This is a genomic window from Rhodococcus sp. IEGM 1366, from assembly GCF_033142425.1.
In the GTDB taxonomy this organism is placed as follows: Bacteria; Actinomycetota; Actinomycetes; order Mycobacteriales; family Mycobacteriaceae; genus Rhodococcus_F; species Rhodococcus_F globerula.
This window is the reverse complement of record NZ_JAWLRZ010000004.1, coordinates 597,958-619,637: the sequence shown is the minus strand read 5'-3', so window position 1 is coordinate 619,637 and position 21,680 is coordinate 597,958. Positions and strand designations below refer to the sequence as shown.

At 60.6% G+C, this 21,680-nt stretch carries 18 protein-coding genes; 13 read left to right on the top strand and 5 right to left on the bottom strand.

Annotated features, from left to right (window positions below; genetic code table 11):
- The first annotated feature begins 1 nt into the window (after window position 1).
- From nuoF to R4P64_RS15490, 11 genes are all read left to right on the top strand, one after another.
- Window positions 2–1,303 (top strand): NADH-quinone oxidoreductase subunit NuoF, encoded by a 1,302-nt coding sequence (gene nuoF / locus R4P64_RS15540; RefSeq protein ID WP_095886056.1) that lies wholly within the window; start codon window positions 2–4, stop codon window positions 1,301–1,303.
- On the top strand, window positions 1,300–3,714 hold the full coding sequence (locus tag R4P64_RS15535; RefSeq protein WP_317821583.1) for an NADH-quinone oxidoreductase subunit G: 2,415 nt from the start codon (window positions 1,300–1,302) through the stop codon (window positions 3,712–3,714). The genes nuoF and R4P64_RS15535 overlap by 4 nt, the downstream gene beginning before the upstream one ends.
- Before the next feature lie 83 nt (window positions 3,715–3,797).
- Window positions 3,798–5,057, top strand: coding sequence for an NADH-quinone oxidoreductase subunit NuoH (gene nuoH, locus R4P64_RS15530; protein WP_411742679.1), 1,260 nt, complete (start codon window positions 3,798–3,800; stop codon window positions 5,055–5,057).
- Window positions 5,050–5,577, top strand: a complete 528-nt coding sequence (nuoI, locus tag R4P64_RS15525; protein ID WP_033234861.1) for an NADH-quinone oxidoreductase subunit NuoI — start codon at window positions 5,050–5,052, stop codon at window positions 5,575–5,577. The genes nuoH and nuoI overlap by 8 nt, the downstream gene beginning before the upstream one ends.
- Window positions 5,574–6,371, top strand: a complete 798-nt coding sequence (locus R4P64_RS15520; protein WP_317821581.1) for an NADH-quinone oxidoreductase subunit J — start codon at window positions 5,574–5,576, stop codon at window positions 6,369–6,371. Before nuoI ends, R4P64_RS15520 begins: the two co-directional genes overlap by 4 nt.
- Window positions 6,368–6,667, top strand: coding sequence for an NADH-quinone oxidoreductase subunit NuoK (gene nuoK, locus R4P64_RS15515; RefSeq protein ID WP_033234863.1), 300 nt, complete (start codon window positions 6,368–6,370; stop codon window positions 6,665–6,667). Before R4P64_RS15520 ends, nuoK begins: the two co-directional genes overlap by 4 nt.
- A gap of 1 nt (window position 6,668) precedes the next feature.
- The gene (nuoL, locus tag R4P64_RS15510) at window positions 6,669–8,561 is read left to right on the top strand and encodes an NADH-quinone oxidoreductase subunit L (protein ID WP_233366172.1); all 1,893 of its coding nucleotides are present in this window, start codon (window positions 6,669–6,671) and stop codon (window positions 8,559–8,561) included.
- Window positions 8,558–10,177, top strand: a complete 1,620-nt coding sequence (locus R4P64_RS15505) for an NADH-quinone oxidoreductase subunit M (RefSeq protein WP_317821632.1) — start codon at window positions 8,558–8,560, stop codon at window positions 10,175–10,177. Before nuoL ends, R4P64_RS15505 begins: the two co-directional genes overlap by 4 nt.
- The gene (gene nuoN, locus R4P64_RS15500) at window positions 10,174–11,769 is read left to right on the top strand and encodes an NADH-quinone oxidoreductase subunit NuoN (protein WP_033234865.1); all 1,596 of its coding nucleotides are present in this window, start codon (window positions 10,174–10,176) and stop codon (window positions 11,767–11,769) included. Before R4P64_RS15505 ends, nuoN begins: the two co-directional genes overlap by 4 nt.
- Before the next feature lie 19 nt (window positions 11,770–11,788).
- Entirely contained in the window at window positions 11,789–12,445 is a 657-nt protein-coding gene (locus R4P64_RS15495) for a lysoplasmalogenase (protein WP_317821577.1), read from the top strand.
- Window positions 12,442–13,071 carry a class I SAM-dependent methyltransferase gene (locus R4P64_RS15490; RefSeq protein ID WP_092808442.1) on the top strand — a complete coding sequence of 210 codons (630 nt, stop codon included), beginning with the start codon at window positions 12,442–12,444 and terminating at the stop codon, window positions 13,069–13,071. The genes R4P64_RS15495 and R4P64_RS15490 overlap by 4 nt, the downstream gene beginning before the upstream one ends.
- 6 nt (window positions 13,072–13,077) lie before the next feature.
- Here R4P64_RS15490 and R4P64_RS15485 read toward each other — a convergent pair whose 3' ends face one another.
- The 5 genes from R4P64_RS15485 to R4P64_RS15465 all read right to left on the bottom strand — a co-directional run bounded on the left by R4P64_RS15485 (window position 13,078) and on the right by R4P64_RS15465 (window position 17,443).
- Window positions 13,078–14,334 carry a DUF1214 domain-containing protein gene (locus R4P64_RS15485; protein ID WP_317821575.1) on the bottom strand — a complete coding sequence of 419 codons (1,257 nt, stop codon included), beginning with the start codon at window positions 14,332–14,334 and terminating at the stop codon, window positions 13,078–13,080.
- Window positions 14,335–14,360: 26 nt separating this feature from the next.
- Window positions 14,361–14,984, bottom strand: coding sequence for a helix-turn-helix domain-containing protein (locus tag R4P64_RS15480; protein WP_317821573.1), 624 nt, complete (start codon window positions 14,982–14,984; stop codon window positions 14,361–14,363).
- 62 nt (window positions 14,985–15,046) lie between these two features.
- Entirely contained in the window at window positions 15,047–15,283 is a 237-nt protein-coding gene (locus R4P64_RS15475; RefSeq protein WP_092808583.1) for an RGCVC family protein, read from the bottom strand.
- A 138-nt stretch (window positions 15,284–15,421) separates the two neighbouring features.
- Window positions 15,422–15,763 carry a hypothetical protein gene (locus R4P64_RS15470; RefSeq protein ID WP_317540554.1) on the bottom strand — a complete coding sequence of 114 codons (342 nt, stop codon included), beginning with the start codon at window positions 15,761–15,763 and terminating at the stop codon, window positions 15,422–15,424.
- 132 nt (window positions 15,764–15,895) lie between these two features.
- A complete protein-coding gene (locus tag R4P64_RS15465) occupies window positions 15,896–17,443 on the bottom strand; it encodes an ABC transporter substrate-binding protein (RefSeq protein WP_317821571.1) in 1,548 nt (515 codons plus the stop codon).
- A 1,025-nt stretch (window positions 17,444–18,468) separates the two neighbouring features.
- Between R4P64_RS15465 and R4P64_RS15460 the strand changes: the two genes are divergently transcribed.
- Entirely contained in the window at window positions 18,469–19,233 is a 765-nt protein-coding gene (locus tag R4P64_RS15460; protein ID WP_411742673.1) for a histidine phosphatase family protein, read from the top strand.
- A 1,175-nt stretch (window positions 19,234–20,408) separates the two neighbouring features.
- Window positions 20,409–21,680, top strand: coding sequence for an alanine racemase (locus tag R4P64_RS15455; RefSeq protein ID WP_317821568.1), 1,272 nt, complete (start codon window positions 20,409–20,411; stop codon window positions 21,678–21,680).

The following is a 21,680-nucleotide window of genomic DNA, read 5'->3' as shown; positions in this document are numbered from 1 at the left end:
CATGGCACTTGCGCCTGTACTGAGCCGGTACTGGGACGAACCCCATTCGTGGACTCTCGACGCCTATCTTCGGCACGACGGTTATCAAGGGTTGCGCAAGGCACTCGCGGGCACCGCCGACGACGTGATTGCCACCATCAAGGACGCGGGTCTGCGTGGCCGTGGTGGCGCCGGATTCCCTACCGGTTTGAAGTGGAGTTTCATCCCGCAGGGCGACAACAAGCCGCATTACCTCGTGGTCAATGCCGACGAGTCGGAACCCGGAACATGCAAGGACATGCCGTTGATGATGGCAACCCCTCACACGTTGGTCGAGGGAGTCATCATCGCGGCCTATGCAATTCGCGCGGCCAAGGCGTTCATCTACGTGCGCGGCGAGGTTGTCCCGGTGCTACGACGCCTACAGACTGCGGTTTCGGAGGCCTACGCGGCCGGTTACCTGGGACGCGATATCCAGGGTTCCGGCTTCGATCTCGATCTGGTGGTGCACGCCGGCGCGGGCGCGTACATCTGCGGCGAGGAGACCGCGCTGCTCGATTCATTGGAAGGGCGCCGCGGGCAACCGCGATTGCGGCCGCCGTTTCCGGCAGTGGCGGGCTTGTATGCGTGCCCGACAGTGGTCAACAACGTCGAATCGATTGCGAGCGTGCCGGCCATCATCCAGAACGGCCCCGAATGGTTCAAGTCGATGGGTACGGAAAAATCGCCCGGATTCACGCTGTACTCGTTGTCCGGTCATGTCACGACTCCCGGGCAGTACGAGGCGCCTCTCGGCATAACGTTGCGCGAACTGCTTGGTTACGCCGGCGGCGTCCGGGCCGGCCACACTCTCAAGTTCTGGACACCCGGCGGATCGTCGACACCGATCTTCACCGACGAACACCTGGACGTTCCACTCGATTACGAGGGTGTCGGCGCCGCCGGATCCATGCTGGGCACCAAGGCTCTGCAGATCTTCGACGACACGACGTGCATCGTGCGGGCGGTGCTGCGGTGGACGGAGTTCTATGCCCATGAATCGTGCGGCAAATGCACCCCCTGTCGCGAAGGCACATACTGGCTCGTGCAGATTCTGCGTCGCCTCGAAAGTGGAGGCGGAACCGAGTCCGACCTGACAAAACTGCTCGACATCTCCGACACCATTCTCGGAAAGTCCTTCTGTGCCTTGGGCGACGGGGCGACCAGCCCGATCATGTCGTCGCTGAAGTACTTCCGCGACGAGTACCTGATGCATTTCGATCAAGACGGCTGCCCGTTCGATCCCGCGCGGTCCGTTCTGGCGACAGGAGCGTACACCTCATGACTGCAGCGGCTGATGTCGAAACCGGTGACGTAATCCCGTCGGACCTCGTCACCCTCACCATCGACGGCACCAAGGTCCAGGTTCCCAAGGGCACGTTGATCATTCGCGCCGCAGAGATGATCGGTACTGTCATTCCCCGATTCTGCGATCACCCCCTTCTCGATCCCGTGGGCGCGTGCCGACAATGCATCGTCGAGGTCGAGGGCCAACGCAAGCCGCTTGCCTCCTGCACCACGACGGTCGCGGACGGAATGGTTGTCAACACCCAGGTCACCTCGCCCGTCGCCGAGAAGGCGCAGCGCGGAGTGATGGAGCTGCTCCTCATCAATCACCCTCTCGACTGCCCGGTGTGCGACAAGGGCGGCGAGTGCCCACTGCAGAATCAAGCGATGTCGACGGGCCGGACCGAATCCCGGTTCGGCGAGGAGAAGCGGACGTATCCCAAGCCGATTCCACTCTCATCCGAGGTTCTGCTCGATCGGGAGCGGTGTGTTCTGTGCGCGCGGTGTACCCGGTTCTCGCAGCAGATTGCGGGTGACCCGTTCATCGATCTCCTCGAGCGCGGAGCGTTGCAGCAGGTCGGGATCTACGCCAACGAACCCTTCGAGTCGTACTTCTCCGGAAACACCATTCAGGTGTGCCCCGTTGGCGCTCTCACCAATACGTCGTACCGCTTTCGCGCTCGTCCCTTCGATCTGGTGTCCAGTCCCAGTGTCTGCGAACACTGCGCTGACGGGTGCGCCCAACGGACCGATCATCGCCGCGGGAAGGTACTGCGGCGCCTCGCCGGCGACGACCCGGACGTCAACGAGGAGTGGAACTGCGACAAGGGGCGATTCGCCTTCTCGTATGCAACACAACGCGACCGGATCACCACTCCATTGATCCGCGACCGCGAGGGCGCACTGGTTCCCGCGTCGTGGCCGTTCGCCGTTGATTTGGTGGCCCGGAAGTTTGCGGAATCACGGGGCAATGCCGGCGTACTGGTGGGTGGACGGTCCACCATGGAAGACGCGTACGCGTACAGCAAGTTTGCACGTATTGCATTGGGCACCAATAATATCGACTTCAGGATTCGCGCCCAGTCCCAGGAGGAATCCGAATTTCTCGGCGCTCACGTCGCCGGCCGATCGCTCGGGCAATCTGTCACCTACGCAGACCTCGAGGCTGCCCCGGTCGCACTTCTGGTGGCACTCGAACCGGAAGAGGAATCGCCCATCGTCTTCCTTCGCCTCCGCAAGGCTGCGCGGACGCAGCAGACTCGGGTTCTGTCTCTCGCTCCTTTTACAACCCGAGGTCTACAGAAAATGGCCGGCACACTTCTGCAGGCGTCACCAGGGGGCGAACCTGTCCTTCTGGATTCACTGAGTGATCCCGACGGCGAAGTCGGCCGGCTGCTGCGTCAGCCTGGTGCGGTCATTCTGGTCGGCGAAAGACTTGGCGCCATCGACGGCGGACTCTCGGCGGCACAGCGATTGGCCGAAACCACCGGTGCACGGCTCGCGTGGATTCCGCGTCGCGCCGGAGATAGGGCCGCCGTCGAAGTCGGCGCTGTGCCGGGACTGCTCCCCGGGGGCAGACCGGTATCCGATCCTGCTGCTCGCGAAGATATTTCCTCGACCTGGTCGGCGGAACTACCCACCGAGCATGGACTGAGTGCAACACAGATGTTGGGATCGGACTCAGCGCTGGGCGCTCTGCTGATCGGTGGGGTCGATCTTGCCGACATGCCGGATCCCGACGCTGCCCGCGCCGCCGTTCAATCCGCCGGCTTTGTCGTCAGCCTCGAGATTCGACATAGCAGCGTCACCGAACTGGCCGATGTTGTGTTCCCGGTGGCGGCCGTCGCCGAGAAACCTGGCACATTCATCGACTGGGAGGGCCGCGAGCGTCCCTTCGAGACTGCCCTGCGGACCACCGGTGTGATGCCTGATCAACGAGTCCTCCAGGCGATTGCGACCGAGATGGGCATCAGCCTTGGACTTCCCGACGCTGCCACCGCGCACGCCGAGATCCTCGCGCTCGGAACGTGGTCGGGCAAGCGGGTACCCGCTCCCCGCTCCCCCGCGTCGGCGCGTCCCGAACCACAACCCGGCGAAGCCGTCCTGTCGAGTTGGCACCTACTTCTCGACCGAGGACGACTACAGGACGGTGATCCCAACCTGGCCGGAACAGCCCACGAACCGGTTGTGCGGCTGTGCGCGAGCACTGCCACGGAGATCGGAGCAATCGAAGGTCAGCCTGTGTCGGTCAGCTCGGACCGTGGAACTATCACGCTGCCACTGGCCATCACGGATCTGCCGCCGCGAGTTGTCTGGCTCCCCCTCAATTCGACCGGCAGCGAAGTCAATCGAGCGCTGGGAGTATCCCCAGGCGACATAGTCACGATCTCCAATCAGGTGCCGCAATGAGCACTGTCACGTTTATCGCTGAACCCGTGGACCTTTCGGCGTTCGGGCACGATCCACTGTGGCTGGTGATCGCCAAGGCCTTGGTGATCTTCGTGTTCCTGTTGCTCACAACGCTGATCGCGATCTACGTCGAACGCAAGGTCATGGCCAGAATGCAGATGCGTGTCGGCCCCAACCGGGTTGGCCCGCGCGGATTGCTGCAAAGCCTGGCAGATGGCGTGAAACTGGCTCTCAAGGAAGGCATCACACCGTCCGGCGTCGACAAACCGATTTACATGTTGGCTCCGATCATTGCCGTCGTGCCTGCGTTCATGGCGTTTGCGGTTGTCCCGTTCGGCCCCGAAGTGTCGATCTTCGGAACGTGGTCGCCGTTGCAGCTCACGGACCTTCCGGTCGGCGTTCTGTACATCCTCGCCGTCACCTCCGTCGGGGTGTACGGAATCGTTCTTGCCGGGTGGTCGTCCGGATCGACCTATCCGCTGCTCGGCGCTCTTCGATCCACGGCGCAGGTCATCTCGTACGAAGTGGCGATGGGCTTGTCGTTTGCCGCCGTATTCCTTTACGCCGGAACCATGTCCACGTCCGGGATCGTCAGCGCCCAGGAAGGATCCTGGTACGTCTTCCTGCTCCTTCCCTCGTTCCTCATCTACGTAGTTGCCATGGTCGGCGAAACAAACCGCGCGCCATTCGACCTTCCCGAAGCCGAAGGCGAACTGGTAGGCGGATTCCATACCGAGTACTCGTCACTCAAGTTCGCGATGTTCATGCTCGCGGAATACGTGAACATGGTGACGGTCTCGGCCTTGGCCACGACACTCTTCCTCGGCGGCTGGCACGCACCGTTCCCGTTCAATCTCTGGGACGGCGCAAATTCGGGGTGGTGGCCGGTGCTGTGGTTCATCGGCAAGGTCTGGTTCTTCCTCTTCATCTTCATCTGGCTCCGCAGCACGCTGCCCCGGTTGCGCTACGACCAGTTCATGAATCTCGGATGGAAGATCCTCATTCCAGCAGCATTGGTGTGGGTCATGGCAATCGCCTCGGTACGCGCCTTCCGCAACGCGGGGTACAACACCTGGCTGGTGCTGCTGTGCGTCGGTGTGGCGCTAGGCGGCACGCTTGTTCTTGCAGTCGGTGGCCTCTACCGGGGCCACCGACGCGACGTCGAGCAACCACCTGCCGCAACCGCAACCGCGCCTTTCGATCCCACGCCGTTCGATCCCATGGCCGGCGGCTTCCCTGTGCCGCCGATGCCTGGTCAGACGGTTTCTGCATTCAGCCGAACCGGGGTTACACCCACCGAGACAGCTGCACCCACCGAAACATCGGAGGACTCCCATGCCTGAATTCCTCGGACCCCTTGCCGGATTCGGCGTCACGCTTTCGACCATGTTCAAGAAGCCGGAAACCGAGTTCTATCCGGAAGAGAAGCGGCCGACGGCGCCGGGTTATCACGGTCGCCACCAACTCAATCGGTATGCCGACGGTCTCGAGAAATGCATCGGCTGCGAGCTCTGCGCGTGGGCGTGCCCCGCCGACGCGATCTATGTCGAAGGCGCGGACAACACCGAAGACGAGCGATACTCCCCCGGTGAACGGTACGGCCAGGTGTACCAGATCAACTACTTGCGGTGCATCGGTTGCGGATTGTGTGTGGAGGCGTGCCCCACCCGTGCGCTGACCATGACCAACGAATACGAGATGGCCGACGACAATCGCGCCGGTTTGATCTACGAGAAGGACCGCTTGCTCGCACCCCTGAAGCCCGACATGGATGCGCCTCCGCACGCATTGCGCCCGGGAACAACGCAGGACGACTACTACCGCGGCGACATCGCGGCGGCCGGCCAGGAGCCGGAACAATGATCAGCGCGATCACCGCGGAGGTTCTCGCACAGGGAACGCTGACGTCGACGTCGACGGGTGAGGCCGTGCAGTTCTGGATTCTCGGCACTCTCGCCGTGATCAGCGCACTCGGAGTTGTTGCGGCGCCGAAAGCTGTGTATTCGGCGCTGTTCCTGGCGATGACCATGATCATCCTGGCCGTGTTCTACATAGTTCAAGGTGCCTTGTTCCTCGGAGTTGTTCAGGTTGTCGTGTACACGGGTGCGGTGATGATGCTGTTCCTGTTCGTCCTGATGCTGGTAGGCGTCGACTCCTCGGACTCGCTGGTCGAAACACTGCGGGGACAACGCGTCAGCGCGATCGTGATCGGTCTCGGCTTCGGTCTGCTGCTGATCGGCGGACTCGGCAACGCATCGATCTCGGGATTCACCGGGTTCACCAACCTCGAGCAGGGCAACATCGACGCGCTCGCAGATCTGATCTTCATTCGCTACGTCTGGGCCTTCGAATTGACCGGCGCACTGCTTATCACGGCCACGCTGGGCGCGATGATGCTGGCACACCGGGAGAAGATCGAGGCATCGATGAGTCAACGCGAACTCTCGCAGCAGCGATTCAAGTATTTGGGCAGCGACGAGCACAATCCCGAAAAGGGCTCGGCCACACCGCTGCCCAGTCCCGGTGTCTACGCCCGGAACAACGCTGTCGACATACCGGCGCGGCTGCCCGACGGCTCGCCGTCGGGCATCTCGGTCTCGAGCGCCCTCACGCCGCGCATGCAGGATCCGACAAGCAGAGAGGAGAACAACCGATGAATCCCGAGAACTATCTCTACCTGTCGGTTCTGCTGTTCACCATCGGCGCGGCCGGAGTTCTCCTACGACGCAACGCCATTGTCGTGTTCATGTGCATCGAGTTGATGCTCAACGCCGCCAACCTCGCGTTTGTCACGTTCGCGCGGATGCACGGCAACCTCGACGGCCAGATCTTTGCGTTCTTCACGATGGTTGTGGCCGCCGCGGAAGTGGTTGTGGGCCTGGCAATCATCATGATTATCTTCCGATCTCGGCGTTCTGTATCCGTCGACGACGTAGACCTGCTGAAGTACTGATATGTCAGGAGGAATCACGTCCGCCATCTGGTTACTGCCTGCCCTGCCGCTGTGCGGCGCTGCCGTCCTACTCCTTGCCGGTCGTCGCACCAACACCTGGGGGCACCTGTTCGCGTGCGTCATGGCGTTGGCGTCGTTTGCCGTGGGAGTGGCGTTCTTCGTCAGCATGCTCGGCCGCGACACCGCCGATCGGAGCATCAACGAGCACCTGTTCAGCTGGGTGCCCGTTGACAGTCTGCAGGTCCAGTTCGGCCTCGAACTCGACCAACTCTCCATGTGCTTTGTTCTCCTCATCACCGGCGTCGGCTCGCTGATCCACATCTACTCGGTCGGATACATGGACCACGACCCCGAGCGCCGCAAGTTCTTTGCGTACCTCAATCTGTTCCTGGCGGCGATGCTGCTTCTGGTCCTCGCCGACAACTTCCTCGGCCTGTACGTCGGCTGGGAAGGCGTCGGATTGGCGTCGTACCTGCTCATCGGGTTCTGGCAGCACAAGCCGACGGCAGCGACCGCGGCAAAAAAGGCGTTTGTGGTCAACCGAGTCGGCGACATCGGCCTGATGATCGCAATGATGGTGATGTTCAACACTTTCGGATCGCTGTCGTTCACCACAGTTTTCGGCAACGCCTCAGGCGCAAGTGAAGGGGTTCTGACGGCCATCGGTCTCATGTTGTTGCTGGCGGCGTGCGCGAAGTCCGCGCAGGTGCCGTTGCAGTCCTGGCTGGGCGACGCGATGGAAGGCCCGACACCGGTGTCGGCGCTGATCCATGCGGCAACGATGGTCACTGCGGGTGTCTACCTCATCGTGCGTTCCAACCCGATCTTCAACCTGGCACCCGACGCCCAAACAGTGGTGGTGATCGTCGGAGCGGTCACGCTCCTGTTCGGCGCGATCATCGGCTGCGCGAAGGACGACATCAAGAAAGCTCTCGCCGCGTCGACCATGAGCCAGATCGGGTACATGGTGCTCGCAGCCGGTTTGGGGCCCGCCGGATACGCGTTCGCGATCCTGCATCTCATCACCCACGGATTCTTCAAAGCCGGTCTCTTCCTCGGCGCCGGTTCGGTGATGCACGCAATGAACGATGAAACCGACATGCGACGCTACGGCGGACTGCGAGCATTCATGCCGTTGACGTTTGTCACGTTCGGGCTCGGATACCTTGCCATCATCGGTGTTCCGCCGTTTGCGGGCTTCTTCTCCAAGGACAAGATCATCGAAGTTGCCATCGGCGACGGCGGGGTCAAGGGCATAGTCCTCGGCCTGGTCACGTTGCTGGGTGCCGCACTCACCGCGTTCTATATGACCCGCGTGATGCTCATGACCTTCTTCGGGAAACCTCGATGGGACAACCAGAATCCACACGAATCCCCTTCCGTGATGACGTCTCCGATGATTGTGCTCGCGGTGGGATCCGTCGGCGCCGGCATGCTGCTGACCATCGGGTCCAGCTTGCAGAACTGGCTCGAACCCGTTGTCGGCGCCCATCACGTGGAGCCGCCGATACCCGCGTGGACCATTACCCTGATGGCCCTGGTCGTAGTCGCGCTCGGCGTCGGAGTTGCCTACCGCGAGTATGCAACTCGGGAAATCCCGGTGGAGGCGCCCACTGCCGTGTCCGCGCTGACCGTCGCCGCCCGTCGTGATCTGTACGGCGACGCATTCAACGAAGCGGTGTTCATGAAGCCCGGCCAACAGCTCACCCAGACGTTGGAGGTGGTCGACACCAAAGGCATCGACGGTGCGGTCGACGGCTTTGCCGGGGCGGTCAGCGGACTTTCCGGCCTGGTCCGCAAGCTGCAGACAGGCTTCGTCCGTTCCTACGCCTTGGTGATGTTCGTGGGTGCAGCGCTGGTGGTCGCGACGATGATGGCGGTGACACTGTGGTGAACGAATCTGTGACAAACGCCGGCTTCCCCGCTCTGACATTCCTGTGGCTACTCCCCCTTGTTGGCGCCGCAGTGGTGGTCGCACTTCCGGCCCGGATGTCTCACATCGCCAAATCCGTTGCTCTTGCGGTGTCGTTGGGTGTCCTCGCGATCGGTGTGGCCCTCGCCATCACGTTCGACCGCGGCGGACAGCAGTTCCAATTCGTCGAAAGGCACAGTTGGATACCCGCATTCGGGACCAGTTACAGCCTGGGACTGGACGGCATCGCACTTGTTCTCGTTCTACTGACGGCAGTACTGGTGCCGCTGCTCTTGGTTGCCGGATGGAACGACGTCCCCGCGGTGCCGGCGGAGACCCCGGACGAACCGCCACGACGCTTGCCGCACACGTACTTCGCCTTGATCCTCGTAGTCGAATCGATGGTGCTGCTGTCGTTCAGCGCGCTCGACGTTCTGCTCTTCTACATTTTCTTCGAGGCAATGCTGATACCGATGTACTTCCTGATCGGTGGTTTCGGTGGTGCCAACCGGTCACGCGCCGCGGTCAAATTCCTGTTGTACAACCTGCTCGGCGGGTTGGTCATGCTCGCGGCAGTCGTTGGCCTCTACGTGGTGACCGCCCGCGCGGAGAGCCCATTCACCTCAGGAACTTTCGACTTCCAAACCATCGCCGCAGCAGCTGCGAACGGCGATCTGGGTGTCGGGCCAGGTGTACTCAACGCACTGTTCCTCGGCTTCATGTTTGCGTTTGCGGTCAAGGCCCCACTCTGGCCGCTGCACAGTTGGCTGCCGGATTCGGCGGTGGAATCCACGCCGTCGACAGCTGTTCTGATGATGGCCGTCGTCGACAAGGTGGGTACCTTCGCGATGATTCGCTACTGTCTGCAACTGTTTCCGGAGTCGTCCGCGACGTTTGCGCCATGGATCATCACGCTCGCAGTGATCGGCATCGTCTACGGCGCGATTCTCGCGATCGGGCAGACCGACATCATGCGCCTGATCGCGTACACGTCGATTTCGCACTTCGGGTTCATCATTCTGGGGATCTTTGCGATGACCAGTCAGAGCCAGGCCGGTTCCGCTCTGTACATGGTCAACCACGGAATCTCGACGGCCGCGCTGTTCCTGATCGCGGGTTTCCTTGTCTCACAGCGTGGTACACGCGCCATCGCGGCGTACGGCGGTGTGCAGAAAGCTGCACCGGTTCTTGCCGGCACCTTCCTCGTTGCCGGACTTGCCACTCTCTCGCTTCCCGGCCTGGCGCCGTTCATCAGCGAATTCCTGGTCCTGATCGGCACATACACGCGCTATCACGTCGCTGCCATCATCGCGACCAGTGCGCTGGTCCTGTCTGCGATCTACATCCTGTGGCTCTACCAGCGGATCATGGGTGGTCCCGAGAAAGAAGGCTCCGACAAAATCCGCGATTTGGTTCGCCGCGAACTTGTTGTGGTGGCGCCGTTGATCGCGCTCCTGCTCTTCCTGGGCATCTACCCCAAACCGGCTCTCGACATCATTACCCCTGCGGTCAGCCACACCGTCGTCGATGAGGTGCCCACACCCGTGATCGCCGATGCCGATGCCGATGCCAGTACCGAGGAAGGTGCCCACAAATGAGTTCCTTCGACGGATTGGCCCTTCTCGCGGAGCCTGCATCCCATTCCACGAGTGTCGAATACAGCCTGCTGTCACCGATGCTGATCGTATTCGGTGTCGCGGTGGTGGGAGTGCTGGTCGAAGCGTTTGCACCTCGCTCCGTGCGCTACCCCGTCCAGTTGGTCCTCGGTATCGGCGGATTGGCTGCGGCATTTGTGGCTGTCGTCGCACTCGCGGGCACTCGATCACTGGCAATGGCGGGATCCGTTGCCGTCGACGGTCCCACCCTGTTCTTGCAAGGCACCATTCTGCTGGTTGCGATTCCGGCCGTGTTGCTGATCGCCGAGCGCGGATCAGGCGATACGGTGCCTGCCGAGAATCACGAGGACGCGCTGGGGAGTTTCACGCCTCAAGCGTCGAGCGTTCCCGGCAGCGTTGCCGAACAAGAAGCAACCAAAGCCGGTGTTGCACAAACAGAAGTGTTCCCACTGACGCTCTTTGCGGTGGGCGGAATGCTCCTCTTCCCCGCATCCAACGATCTCCTCACGATGTTTGTTGCGCTCGAAGTGTTCTCACTTCCGCTGTACTTGCTGTGCGGATTGGCGCGACGACGCCGTCTCCTGTCGCAGGAAGCGGCGATGAAATACTTTCTGCTCGGGGCATTCTCGTCGGCGTTCTTCGTGTTCGGCATTGCCCTGCTCTACGGCTATGCCGGCACGGTCACGCTCTCCGGTATCGCCGATGCGGCACGAATCGGAACGGAGAACGATTCCTTCCTGTGGCTCGGCACCGCCCTGCTTGCAGTAGGTCTGTTGTTCAAAGTCGGCGCAGTGCCCTTCCATTCGTGGATTCCCGACGTGTATCAGGGTGCACCGACCCCGATCACCAGTTTCATGGCTACTGCCACCAAGATCGCCGGCTTCGGAGCCATCCTGCGAGTGTTCTACGTGGCGCTGCCCAACGAGTACGTGAATTGGCGTCCACTGATGTGGGGCGTTGCGATCGCCACGATGGTTGTCGGTTCCGTTGTCGCTCTCACGCAGACCGATATGAAGCGAATGCTGGCGTACTCGGCCATCGCACACACCGGATTCATCCTGACCGGGGTGGTCGCCGATTCGGATGCGGGTCTGTCTTCGACGATGTTCTACCTACTCGCGTACGGATTCAGCACGCTCGGCGCTTTTGCGGTGGTCACTCTGGTGCGTGACTCTGACGGCGAAGTTGCCACACTGAATCGCTGGGCCGGATTGGGTAGACGCTCACCGTTGATCGGAGTCGTGTTTGCACTGTTCCTCCTCGCTTTTGCCGGAATTCCCTTGACCAGTGGATTCATCGGCAAGTTCGCGGTGTTCCAAGCCGCCGCGGAGGGCGGCGCGGCCCCACTCGTGATTGTCGGTGTCCTGTGCAGCGCGATTGCGGCGTACTTCTACGTGCGAGTCATCGTGTTGATGTTCTTCACCGATCCTGTTGACGACGCCCCGAGCGTCGTTGTTCCGAGTGCGCTCACCAGCAGTGTCATCGGCCTCGGCGCCGGCGTGACACTGATCCTCGGAGTGCTGCCGCAACCGGCACTCGATCTTGCCGAGCGAGCAGCGGAGTTCATCCGTTAAGTCCCGATACGGTGGATCGATGACAGTGGAAAAGCTCATCGTGCGGAGTCCGTGGTTTGTTGCCTTCGCGATTGTTGCCGTCGCGCACCTGATCCTCAACGGCGCGGACGTGACGCCGTGGGATGGCATCACAAAAGTGATGCTCGCTCCGCTCCTTGCCGCCTGGGTTCTGGTGGATCACGGACCGAAAATTATCGCCGCCGCGCTTATCGCGTGCGCCTTCGGCGATCTGTTCCTTCTCTGGGACGGCACCTTCATCGTCGGAATGGCGGCCTTCGCGATCGGCCACCTCTGCTTCATCCGTTTCTTCATCTCGCGCGGAGCGCTGCAAGGTATCCGTAAAAACCCGTGGGTTCTCCTCGCCTACACCGCCGCCGCCATCGCCCTTGTTGTTTACACCTGCTCCGGCCTCGGCGAACTCCAGATTCCCGTCCCGATCTACGCCGCAATCCTGGTCTGCACCGCGGCAACCTCATTGGCTTACAACAAGACTGCAGGATTGGGCGGAGCACTGTTTCTCTTCTCGGACGCCATTATTCTGTTGGGCCAAGCAGACAAGTGGCAGCCCGAACCCACCGACATCTGGATCATGGCGTCGTACATCCTCGCGCTGCTCCTCCTGACGGTTGGCATCCTCAGTCAGGAGAAAATGAGGCTCGGTACCATCACAGGATGACTGAACCGGCCCCCAGCCAGCGCACACCCAGCCAGTGGGAAGAAATCACCGCTGCCGACCCATCACATTCCACGCGGTACATCGAACGCTTCCGGACCATGGCAGCGGAAGGCAATGACATTGTCGGTGAGGCTCGGCTGATCGACGCAATGCTCGGCCGCGGCGGCCGGGTTCTCGACGCAGGCTGTGGGCCGGGACGCCTGGGAGGTCACCTGCAGAAAGCCGGCCACGAGGTTGTCGGCGTCGATGTTGATCCGGTACTGATCGCCGCAGCGGAAGCGGACTACCCCGGACCCACGTGGCTCGTCGGCGATCTTGCGGAGTTGGATCTGCCCAGTCGTGGAGTTGCGGCCGATTTCGACGTCATCGTGTGCGCCGGCAATGTGGTGACCTTCCTCGCGCCGTCGACCCGACGGACCGTGCTGGCCGGGTTCGCCCGTCATATCTCCCCGACCGGACGCGTGGTCGTCGGTTTCGGCGCCGGCCGCGACTACGAATTCTCGGACTTCCTGGCCGACGCGTCAGCCAGCGGGCTTACGGTTGATCTGCTGCTCTCCACGTGGGACCTACGACCGTTCACCGACGATTCCGGCTTCCTGGTAGCGGTGTTCTCCCGCGCAGAATAGTCGGCTCTATCGCTGATAGCGAGCCAGTACCGCACGACGGCGACGATCGAGCATCGACTTTCTTTCGTCCGCCGAAATCCGTTCGACCCCGGGTAGTTCCTCGGCCAGGTCAGCAAACTTCACGACTCGCACGGTGGGCGTCGGCAGATCGTCACTGCCGGCGAGCCACCATCGGTACACGCAACGAGTGAAGCGGTTTCCGGCCGTGTCGAGCCAATTGGCCACTCCCGGATCACGATGTGCAAGAACTGCCCGAAAGACCCCACCGTCGAGCACTGCTTGGTGTCCGTTGAGCGACGTCTGGCGGAACGTGTAGTCCAGCGACTGGCCCCAGTAGTCGCCGAGATGGATATTCCAGAAATGGCAGTCCGGTGGTGTCACCTCGATGATGACGGCTTCGTCGTCGCCGATCTCGAAACTTCCTCCGCCGTAAGCGATGTACCCGGTATCGGAAGCGTAGGTCTCACTGACGGGTGGCTGTGTTCGCAGTACGTTGCGGTCACCGGCGCGGGCCGCATACATTGCTGCCCAGTAGTCCGAGAATCCGTCGACGAACTCACCGACTCTCGTCACCTGACTGGCGATCACCACGGGGTCCGGCACCGGACCAGTTCCTGAAAAGTCCAGCCGCTCGAGCGAAATATGATACGGCTCTTCATTTTCCCAGTCGTAGAAGTACTGACGGATCATCAGCTTCGTCGCAGCGGCGTCCATCGGCAGCCAATTCCCGTCATGGCGCTCAGCACTGATGATCACCTCGAAGTCGCCGTTTGCATCCAAGGTGATTCCGCCGGGATTCGACATCGCACCAAGGGTGCCGGCCGTTGCGGCCTTGAACGCTGCCGCAAAATCTCTGCGCTCGAGCGCAGCGCGGTCCAGGTTCTCGTACAGATTGACGGAGTCGTACAACGTCAGCCCAAGATATCGCGCGCACCCGCCGGTACCTGTCAGTCGATATGTACCGACCGCATCGAGAGTTGCGTGACCGAACAAGCAGTCCGGAGACTCAGTCGCATAACGCTTCGTATTATCTTGGAGGTGGCCGACTTCCGGGTATTGCGGGTCAGCACTGAACACCATCTGCTCCAGCCCCGCATTGAGAAGATTCAGCAAGTATCGGTATCCCGCCGAGCGCATCGTGGGATCGACTGCCACCGGGTCACGTGCCACAAGAGTGCCTGCGGACCGCAGGTCGTCACACATTTTTGCCCAGGCTGCATCCAACGCAGCATTATCGGCTTCGGAACGAGAGGAAACGTCCATCTTTGCTCATTTCTGTTTGTCAACAATCACACTGATTGCCCAGCGGACAACGCAGCAACAGCCACCACCAGGACATGTTCGACATAGTCGTCGAAAGTTGCTGAAGCAGAGCCAATTCCGAGCGCACCACGTTTCAGGTGTAGTGCGATCGCCGAGAACGCCATAGTGAACATCATCTCGACTCGCTCAGCAGCCTGATTCTCCGTCAGATGTGTCAATGAAGACACCAACCTTTGATGGATTTCTCGGTTCACATTGCCGGGGGAATCAAGATCTGGACCAAAATAGTCCACCGTAGGAAGGAGTCTGACAATGAATTCGGCGTAGTTCGCGCCGTCGACGGATCTGCTCACCGAGGACGCAAAAGGGACGATCGACGCCTCGACGAGTGCTCGCAATTCGCGGCCACGGCCGGCTGCGTCGATTGTCGCCAAGAAGGCACGTCGATCCTCTGCGATTGCCACCATTCGGCGACGGAACACTTCAATGAGCAGTTGATCGCGTCCACCGAAGTGATACTGCACCGCAGACGTATTGCGTTGGCCCGCAATGTTTGCCACATCTCGCATCGAGAGCGCGTCGACTCCCTGGGTGCCGAGCAACCGCTCGGCGACATCGACCATTGCACTTTTGGGATCTACTGATGCCATGCGAGGACGCTATAACGCACTGCATTAAATTGTCAATGCAGTGCGTTAATTCTGGGTGGTGTTCAATAGCGCGTGTAGTGCTGCATGCTCACATGCTCATCCGGGCAGATGCATTTTCGGTCAAGATTCCGCTCCGAGGTCACACCGCAGAATCGAATTCCGAGGGGATCGTGGGATTCCAGACTGTGCCCACAAGCCGGACAGGACGGCGTCGAATCTGCCGATCCTTGCGCCTGCTGCGCGGCAGGTGACTGGGAAACGTCGACAGAATTCGACACATCGGTCGGGTTCGAGGCCATGGCGGTTCTCCATTCTCGACCATTCAACTTCCGGCCGATGTGGATGACGAGGACGACGTGGCGTGACGGCACACATTCGATTTGCCCTCGGCATCCTCCACGCTACCCGCTTCGGTCTCGGCGTCGTCCCCTACCGGCCTAAGCCACTCGCTTAGCGGTACGCCCGCCGAATTCCAGCATCACAGCGCGTCCGGTGTCGTCGGTGACGAAGCGTCCCAACGCCCGAGTGGTGTCCGCACGAGCGGCGAAGTTGTTGTCGTTGACGAAGGCAATCGGGATCGCCGGCGGCCAGACGATGTCCTCGTACTCGCCGAGGTCCTTTGCGCTACCCATCCGGATGCCGATTCCCTCGTCACCAGGGGCGACTGTCATTGTCAGCGAACCCGCCTGATACTTGCCCAGGACCGCGTCGACCGCGGCGGGGGTGAGGTCGACCAGGTCGAGCGAAACGGGCGTGGGCAGTTCCGCGATGTTGCTCATGCACCAATCGACAATCTTCTTGGCGATTCCTCCACCGAGTGCATTGGTCAGAACGGAAATTTGCTGTTGGACAACGATATTAGCCCCAAGTCAAGTTTCTCGGCTACCGAAGTTTTGTCTTCGCAGCCCCGATCAGTTGAACCAGGCGCGCTCCCATTGGAACGCGGCACCTGCGGCAGTTCCTGTGGCGGCGATTCCCTCCACCTTGTCATCTGCGTAGAGGTAACCTGAGATGTTCTGCCAGATTCGGAACGGGGCGTCTTTCGAGATCTCGCCGTTGACGACCTGGTAGGCACTGGTGACTTCGTCAGGATTCGCGGATGCGCGCGTGATGTCGAGGGCTTCATCGACCTTGGGATTCGAGTAGCCCATGGCGTTAAGCGCTCCGTCGCTGTGGAACATGTCATACAGTGAGTCGAGGTCCTCGGACAGATTGGCGGTGACCACAATCTGGTACTCGCGCTGCCTCTTTCGCTTGAGCATCGTCGTGTTGTCGACAGGTTCGAGCCGTACGGTAAGTCCGTCGATCTCTTGCAGCTGTGCCTGGAGCAGTTGGGAAGTCTGTTCCATGACTGGAAAACCCGCGTAGGTCAGCAGGGAAATGGTTTCACCGGTCTTGCCTGTTTTCTTCAGATATTTGTCGAAGAGACGCTGCGCTTCGGAGAGATCCAGCGCCGGAAAGGTGCCAAGTGCGTGGTCATCGGTCCTGACGAACGTATCGGCCGCTGCCTCGCCGGGGGCCACAGCGTTGTTGATCTGGCTCCCATCGATGGCGTGCTGGATGGCTTGGCGAAGATCCTGGTCCTGAATCGCCGGATCGGTGTAGTTGAACATCAATCCGGTACCGCCGACCAGAGGGGTGTCGTAGATGTCGTAGCCACCTATGCCTGCGACGGTTTCGGTGTCTTTCTTGAAGGAGGACGTGGCGACCTCGACCTCGCCACTACGTAGAGCGTTCAACCGTTGGTCCTCGGAGTTGATTACCTTTGTGGTCAAGCCGTCGAGGTAGGGCAAGCCCTGTTCGAAGTAGGTGGGGTTGCGGGTTAGTTCCATTTGGGTACCGCGCGTCCACCGCGTGAGCACGAATGGGCCGGCACCGACCGGCGTGTTCCCCACTTCCGCACCCGCAGCCTGGATCGCCGTGGGTGAGCCGATCGCACCGAGACCCTTGACCAGCTGCCACGGGAGCTGATAGTTCGGCGACTCTGACATGACATTGACGGTCAGTGGATCGACAACCTGCCATGTCATGCCGTTCGTGGCGCGTATCGCGGGCGAAAGCGTCTGCGGATTTTTGATCCGGTCCCAGTTGAACACCACGGCGGCGGCATCGAACGGGGTTCCGTCGCTGAACGTGACTCCCTCGCGCAGCTTCAAGGTCCACTTCTGCCCGTCCACGCTCTCGAATGACTCGGCCAGGTAGGGAGTGAATTCTGCGGTCGCGTTGTCGTAGCGCAGCAGGGTCCCGAAGATCGTCGAGCATCGTGGGGGCGCAACCGTACTGCAGACGGCCGGGTCCATAGATGCGGTCTCACCGGTCACGGCCCAGGACAAGGTGCCACCGCTCTTAGGTTCTCCCACAGCATTATTGGGGGCCCCGGAGGAACTCGAGCATCCCGCCAAGGCCACTCCTGTCATGAGAACCGACGCGACAGTCACCGTTAATCGCCGAGATTTCATTCCTTTACTCCTGTGTTTGTCGAAGAAACAACTGACGCATAAACGTGCCTCTGCTCTGGAGCAGTTCAGTGTCGATCGGGAATAGCATTCAACAGCTCCACGAGCCGCGCGAAGACCCCAGTTGATGGTCTTCCAAACCGGTCGGTGGCGCCGTGGTGGCTACAACGAGGTCCTCCTCTCGGCGCACTAACCGGCCTCAAATTCGCAACCCGCGGGGAGCATCGCTTAGGCAGGGCTACTGCCCCCAACGAGGCTGTCATGATCCGTGAATGACCATGGTTCGCTTCGCGAACTCGGCGTTGCGCCTCGAAATAGGCGAGATGCTCACGCGCATAGCCGATTAGCTCTGCACCGAGCGTTTCGTACACGATGATACTGAACAGGTGGACAGTCCGGTTGACTGCGGCGTCGGCTGAGCGATAACGCCTTGCGGCGCCAGTACCGGCCATGTTGATCTCAGGTTTGATCCCGCAGCTCGCTGACAAGTTCGCGAAGGTCGTCATCTGTTCTGGCAATCCCTCCACAAGTGCTGCCCGCGGGCCGGGCAGCAGCAAAAGAGTTCAATATAAACGTAGACCACTTTGTACACTATGTAGCGCGCATCACACAAATGCGGAATCCCCTAGCGATGTACCTCTTCTCGAAGTTCGCTCGATATGAACGACCTTTTCGCTGACCGATCAGGAGAACTTGGGTTGGCGTATGAAGGGGCATGTTCTCGATTAGCCTCCCAACCTCTCCGACGCGCGAGGCGTCGGATTGCGCTTTTCGGATCCAGTTGAGCGGCGTCTGCACTGTTCTACCGGAGAGTTTGTCGACGGCGGATTCGACTGTAGCCCAACCCGATCGATACTCGTGTTGGACTTCTGCGTCAATCCGCACGCTTACCAGCTGGCAGTGGAGACGACGGCATCGTGGAGGAGCCGACAGGCTAGTTCCTTCTGTCGTCTGCGCAAAAGCCAGGACATTTTCGGATTTCAGGTGTCCAGCCGATGATTATAGGTATATTCAGTTAACTTAGTTAGATGATTGTAATCTGGCGCAATTGTTGCTTCCCACGAAAGAAGGTTCTCGTGTCCCTCGTCCCCCCGAGTTTTACCAACGCGGTAGTTGCCGTTGCGCTATTTGCCTCCGGAGGCTCATTCGGCACGGGTTCGAGCGAAGCCGTGAACGCGCGGGAGCCGATCGCAATTACCTTCATGCGACACGCCGAGTCCGCCGGCAATGTTTCCGGAGTCATCGACACCTCAGTGCCGGGGCCAGAGCTCACTGAAAAGGGCCGAAACCAGGCTCAAGTCGCGGCGGACACCTTCAGCAAGCTCGACTACGACGGGGTCTACGCCTCTACGATGATTCGAACGCAGCAGACTGCAGACCCCATGGCGAAAGCGGTGGACGCGACAGTCGAGGTGCTGCCAGGTCTGCAAGAAATCGAAGCCGGCGAATTTGACGGAAAGCCAGAAGAGGAAGGAAGAGTCGCCTACGCTGCCACCTCTGACTGGTTGAAGGGAAACCGTGACGCGCGGATACCCGGAGGGATAGACGGCGACGAGTTCGACCAACGTTTCGACAGTGCTGTTGAGAAAATCTACGCCAGCGGCGACACCCACCCGATCGTCTTTTCCCACGGCGCATCGATCCCGACCTGGGTTCTCATGAACGTAAGAAATCCCGATCTCACGTTGGTGACAACCGACCGTCTCCCGAACACCGGGTACATCGTCATCACGGGCACTCCCGAGACAGGTTGGACACTCACCGACTGGAACGGGAAGAACATTTCGCAATAGTGAATCTCACCCGGGTTGATCTTCGCGTGCCGACGAGGCATGCTCAGAAACTGAGCAGTCCGATTGCACAACATCGACTTTCGTAATCCATTGGGCGGCGCGATCCGGAATTCGCAGCCGTGACTCGTTCGTTCGGAGACTTCCCGCGATAGGCACGGGACCTTCTTCGTAGAGGTTGTCGAGTGCGTCGTTGGCGTGGCGGGTACATCGAAGCGCGCGCGGTACATGAGCGCGAGTTGGCGTTCTAACATCCAGACGGTGTCCGCGTCGTTGCGGATCGGAGCCCCGAAGCGAGCGGCTCCGAGCCATTCGGATGCATGATACCGAATTCGCTCGACCCCCAATGGTTACGGATTAGAAGGGAAAGTTGCTCGCCAGCAGCAGACTGCGGGTTTCATGCAGGGTGTTATCGACGGTTGAAACTGCCTCCACTCCTTCGCTTTTCGTAGATCACTACGCGTGCGTGGTCTGACAGCGTGAGCAAATGGATGTACCGGCACATAGGCATCTGGTCCGTGAGGCACACCGAGCGAGGCGGGTTGAGCGTTTGCGATCGCACACAGACCAAGTCGGTGAGAATACGGTATATATCCGTATTGATACCGGCCCCGACGCCCTCCATCGGCTTCCCGTCATCTGGATCGAACCCTTGCTGGACTCGCCCGATCTGGCATCTGAGATCGTCCGTCCCGCACGTTGCCCGGAAGATCACGCATTGCCGCGAAATACGGGTTCGTACTTCCGATGACGCGCTTCACACATTCTACCTCGCCCGTTTCGAAGAGGTTATTTACGTGTTGCACCGCGCCCCGAGGAAGACACAGAAGGGCATTGTCAAGTTATTTGGGGTTCAGCCACTTTCAGGGCAGCAGGGCTTCACACGCCACTGTCAGGTTGTTGAAAATGTCTCATCTGCGATGATGCGATGGTATTTGAAGTACAAGAGATACCGGTTCCCGAAGGAGATCATCACCCACTGCGTACGGCTCTACCACCGGTCCACGCCTGCGCTCCGGGAGATCGAGTGCTCATGGCCGCCCGTGGGGTCGTGGAGGCCTCCTCGTCGAGGATGCGCTGCCGGGTCGACCAATTCACCGATCGTGACCGAAAAGGCACTGACAGAAAGTCTTTCACTCATGAATACGTCACTACCAGCCAAAGGCACAAACGACGGCATGACCGACCACACGAACCCACCGATCGGCTGGCAGCACAAAGCCTTCGGAACCGACCTCAACGGTCTGCGCAGTTCCGACCTCGAAGCGTTGGGGATCTCCGCTCTCGACGGCGACCTCCCACTCCCGCTGATGACACTCAATCGGGAGGCGATCTCACACAATGTCGACCTCATGGCAAAGTTCTGCGCCGACCACGATGTCGACCTGGCACCTCATGCCAAGACCACGATGAGTCCGGAATTGGTTCATCGACAACTCGACGCCGGAGCGTGGGGAATGACCGCGGCGACGGTCGCGCAGGCCCGCATTCTCCGCGAGTTCGGCGTGGACACCATCATCATCGCGAGCCAAGTACTCGACCCGGCGGGCATTCGATGGATCTGTGATGTGCAGCAAACAGATCCCGGGTTCTTCGTCGCTACCCTGGTCGACTCGATCGAGAGCGTCCAGCTCATGGAGAGCTTGATCGCGAAAGTCTCACCGAGCAGCAGAATCCGAGTACTCGTCGAACTCGGCTACGACAACGGTCGCGCCGGGGCACGCACACTCGACCAGGCACTCGACGTCGCCCGCGCAGCGTCACAGACCCAGTCACTCGTCCTCACCGGAGTCGAGGGGTTCGAGGGCATGATGCCGGGCGCGTCAGTGGCTGCCCGCCGAATCTCTGTCGATTCGTATCTCAGATCCGCGCGAGTATTCACAGAAATCTGCGTGGCGGAGAACCTGTTCGAGAACAACTCGACACAAGCCCCGCTCCCCCTGGTCACCTTCGGCGGCAGCGCATTCCACGATCTGGTAGTCCGCGAGTTGGCCGGCCGTTGGGCAACAGGTAACGGTGTGCGCGTCGTACTGCGCAGTGGTTGCTACATCACTCACGATCACGGCCTCTACGCCGATACCTCGCCATGGGCCGATGGTCCGCGGACTTTGCGGGCAGCTGCCGAGGTCTGGGGCGTTGTGCTCTCCCTACCTGAGCCGGGCCGGGCGATCCTCGGCTTCGGTCGTCGCGACGTGGGTTCCGACGCAGGCTTTCCCACAGTACTGTGGCGACGCCGAGACGGCTCCAATCAGTCGGCTCGGGAACTGTCCATCTCTGCACTCAACGATCAGCACGCTTACGTCGATCTGCCGGGAAATTTCGACGTGCGTGTCGGTGATCTCCTGGGCTGCGGAATCTCGCACCCGTGCACAACTTTCGACAAGTGGTCACTGATTCCCGAGGTAGATGCACGTTATCGCGTCGTAGGGTCAGTCCACACGTTCTTCTGA

Excerpts from the sequence above, each read along its gene's own strand:
- R4P64_RS15520 (WP_317821581.1), top strand. The coding sequence starts at position 5,574 with ATGATCAGCGCGATCACCGCGGAGGTTCTCGCACAGGGAACGCTGACG.
- R4P64_RS15475 (WP_092808583.1), bottom strand. The coding sequence starts at position 15,283 with ATGGCCTCGAACCCGACCGATGTGTCGAATTCTGTCGACGTTTCCCAG.
- R4P64_RS15460 (WP_411742673.1), top strand. The coding sequence starts at position 18,469 with ATGATTGTAATCTGGCGCAATTGTTGCTTCCCACGAAAGAAGGTTCTC.
- R4P64_RS15465 (WP_317821571.1), bottom strand. The coding sequence starts at position 17,443 with ATGAAATCTCGGCGATTAACGGTGACTGTCGCGTCGGTTCTCATGACA.
- nuoF (WP_095886056.1), top strand. The coding sequence starts at position 2 with ATGGCACTTGCGCCTGTACTGAGCCGGTACTGGGACGAACCCCATTCG.
- R4P64_RS15485 (WP_317821575.1), bottom strand. The coding sequence starts at position 14,334 with ATGGACGTTTCCTCTCGTTCCGAAGCCGATAATGCTGCGTTGGATGCA.
- nuoL (WP_233366172.1), top strand. The coding sequence starts at position 6,669 with ATGTCAGGAGGAATCACGTCCGCCATCTGGTTACTGCCTGCCCTGCCG.
- nuoI (WP_033234861.1), top strand. The coding sequence starts at position 5,050 with ATGCCTGAATTCCTCGGACCCCTTGCCGGATTCGGCGTCACGCTTTCG.
- R4P64_RS15490 (WP_092808442.1), top strand. The coding sequence starts at position 12,442 with ATGACTGAACCGGCCCCCAGCCAGCGCACACCCAGCCAGTGGGAAGAA.
- R4P64_RS15470 (WP_317540554.1), bottom strand. The coding sequence starts at position 15,763 with ATGAGCAACATCGCGGAACTGCCCACGCCCGTTTCGCTCGACCTGGTC.
- R4P64_RS15480 (WP_317821573.1), bottom strand. The coding sequence starts at position 14,984 with ATGGCATCAGTAGATCCCAAAAGTGCAATGGTCGATGTCGCCGAGCGG.
- R4P64_RS15535 (WP_317821583.1), top strand. The coding sequence starts at position 1,300 with ATGACTGCAGCGGCTGATGTCGAAACCGGTGACGTAATCCCGTCGGAC.
- nuoK (WP_033234863.1), top strand. The coding sequence starts at position 6,368 with ATGAATCCCGAGAACTATCTCTACCTGTCGGTTCTGCTGTTCACCATC.
- R4P64_RS15495 (WP_317821577.1), top strand. The coding sequence starts at position 11,789 with ATGACAGTGGAAAAGCTCATCGTGCGGAGTCCGTGGTTTGTTGCCTTC.
- nuoN (WP_033234865.1), top strand. The coding sequence starts at position 10,174 with ATGAGTTCCTTCGACGGATTGGCCCTTCTCGCGGAGCCTGCATCCCAT.
- R4P64_RS15455 (WP_317821568.1), top strand. The coding sequence starts at position 20,409 with ATGACCGACCACACGAACCCACCGATCGGCTGGCAGCACAAAGCCTTC.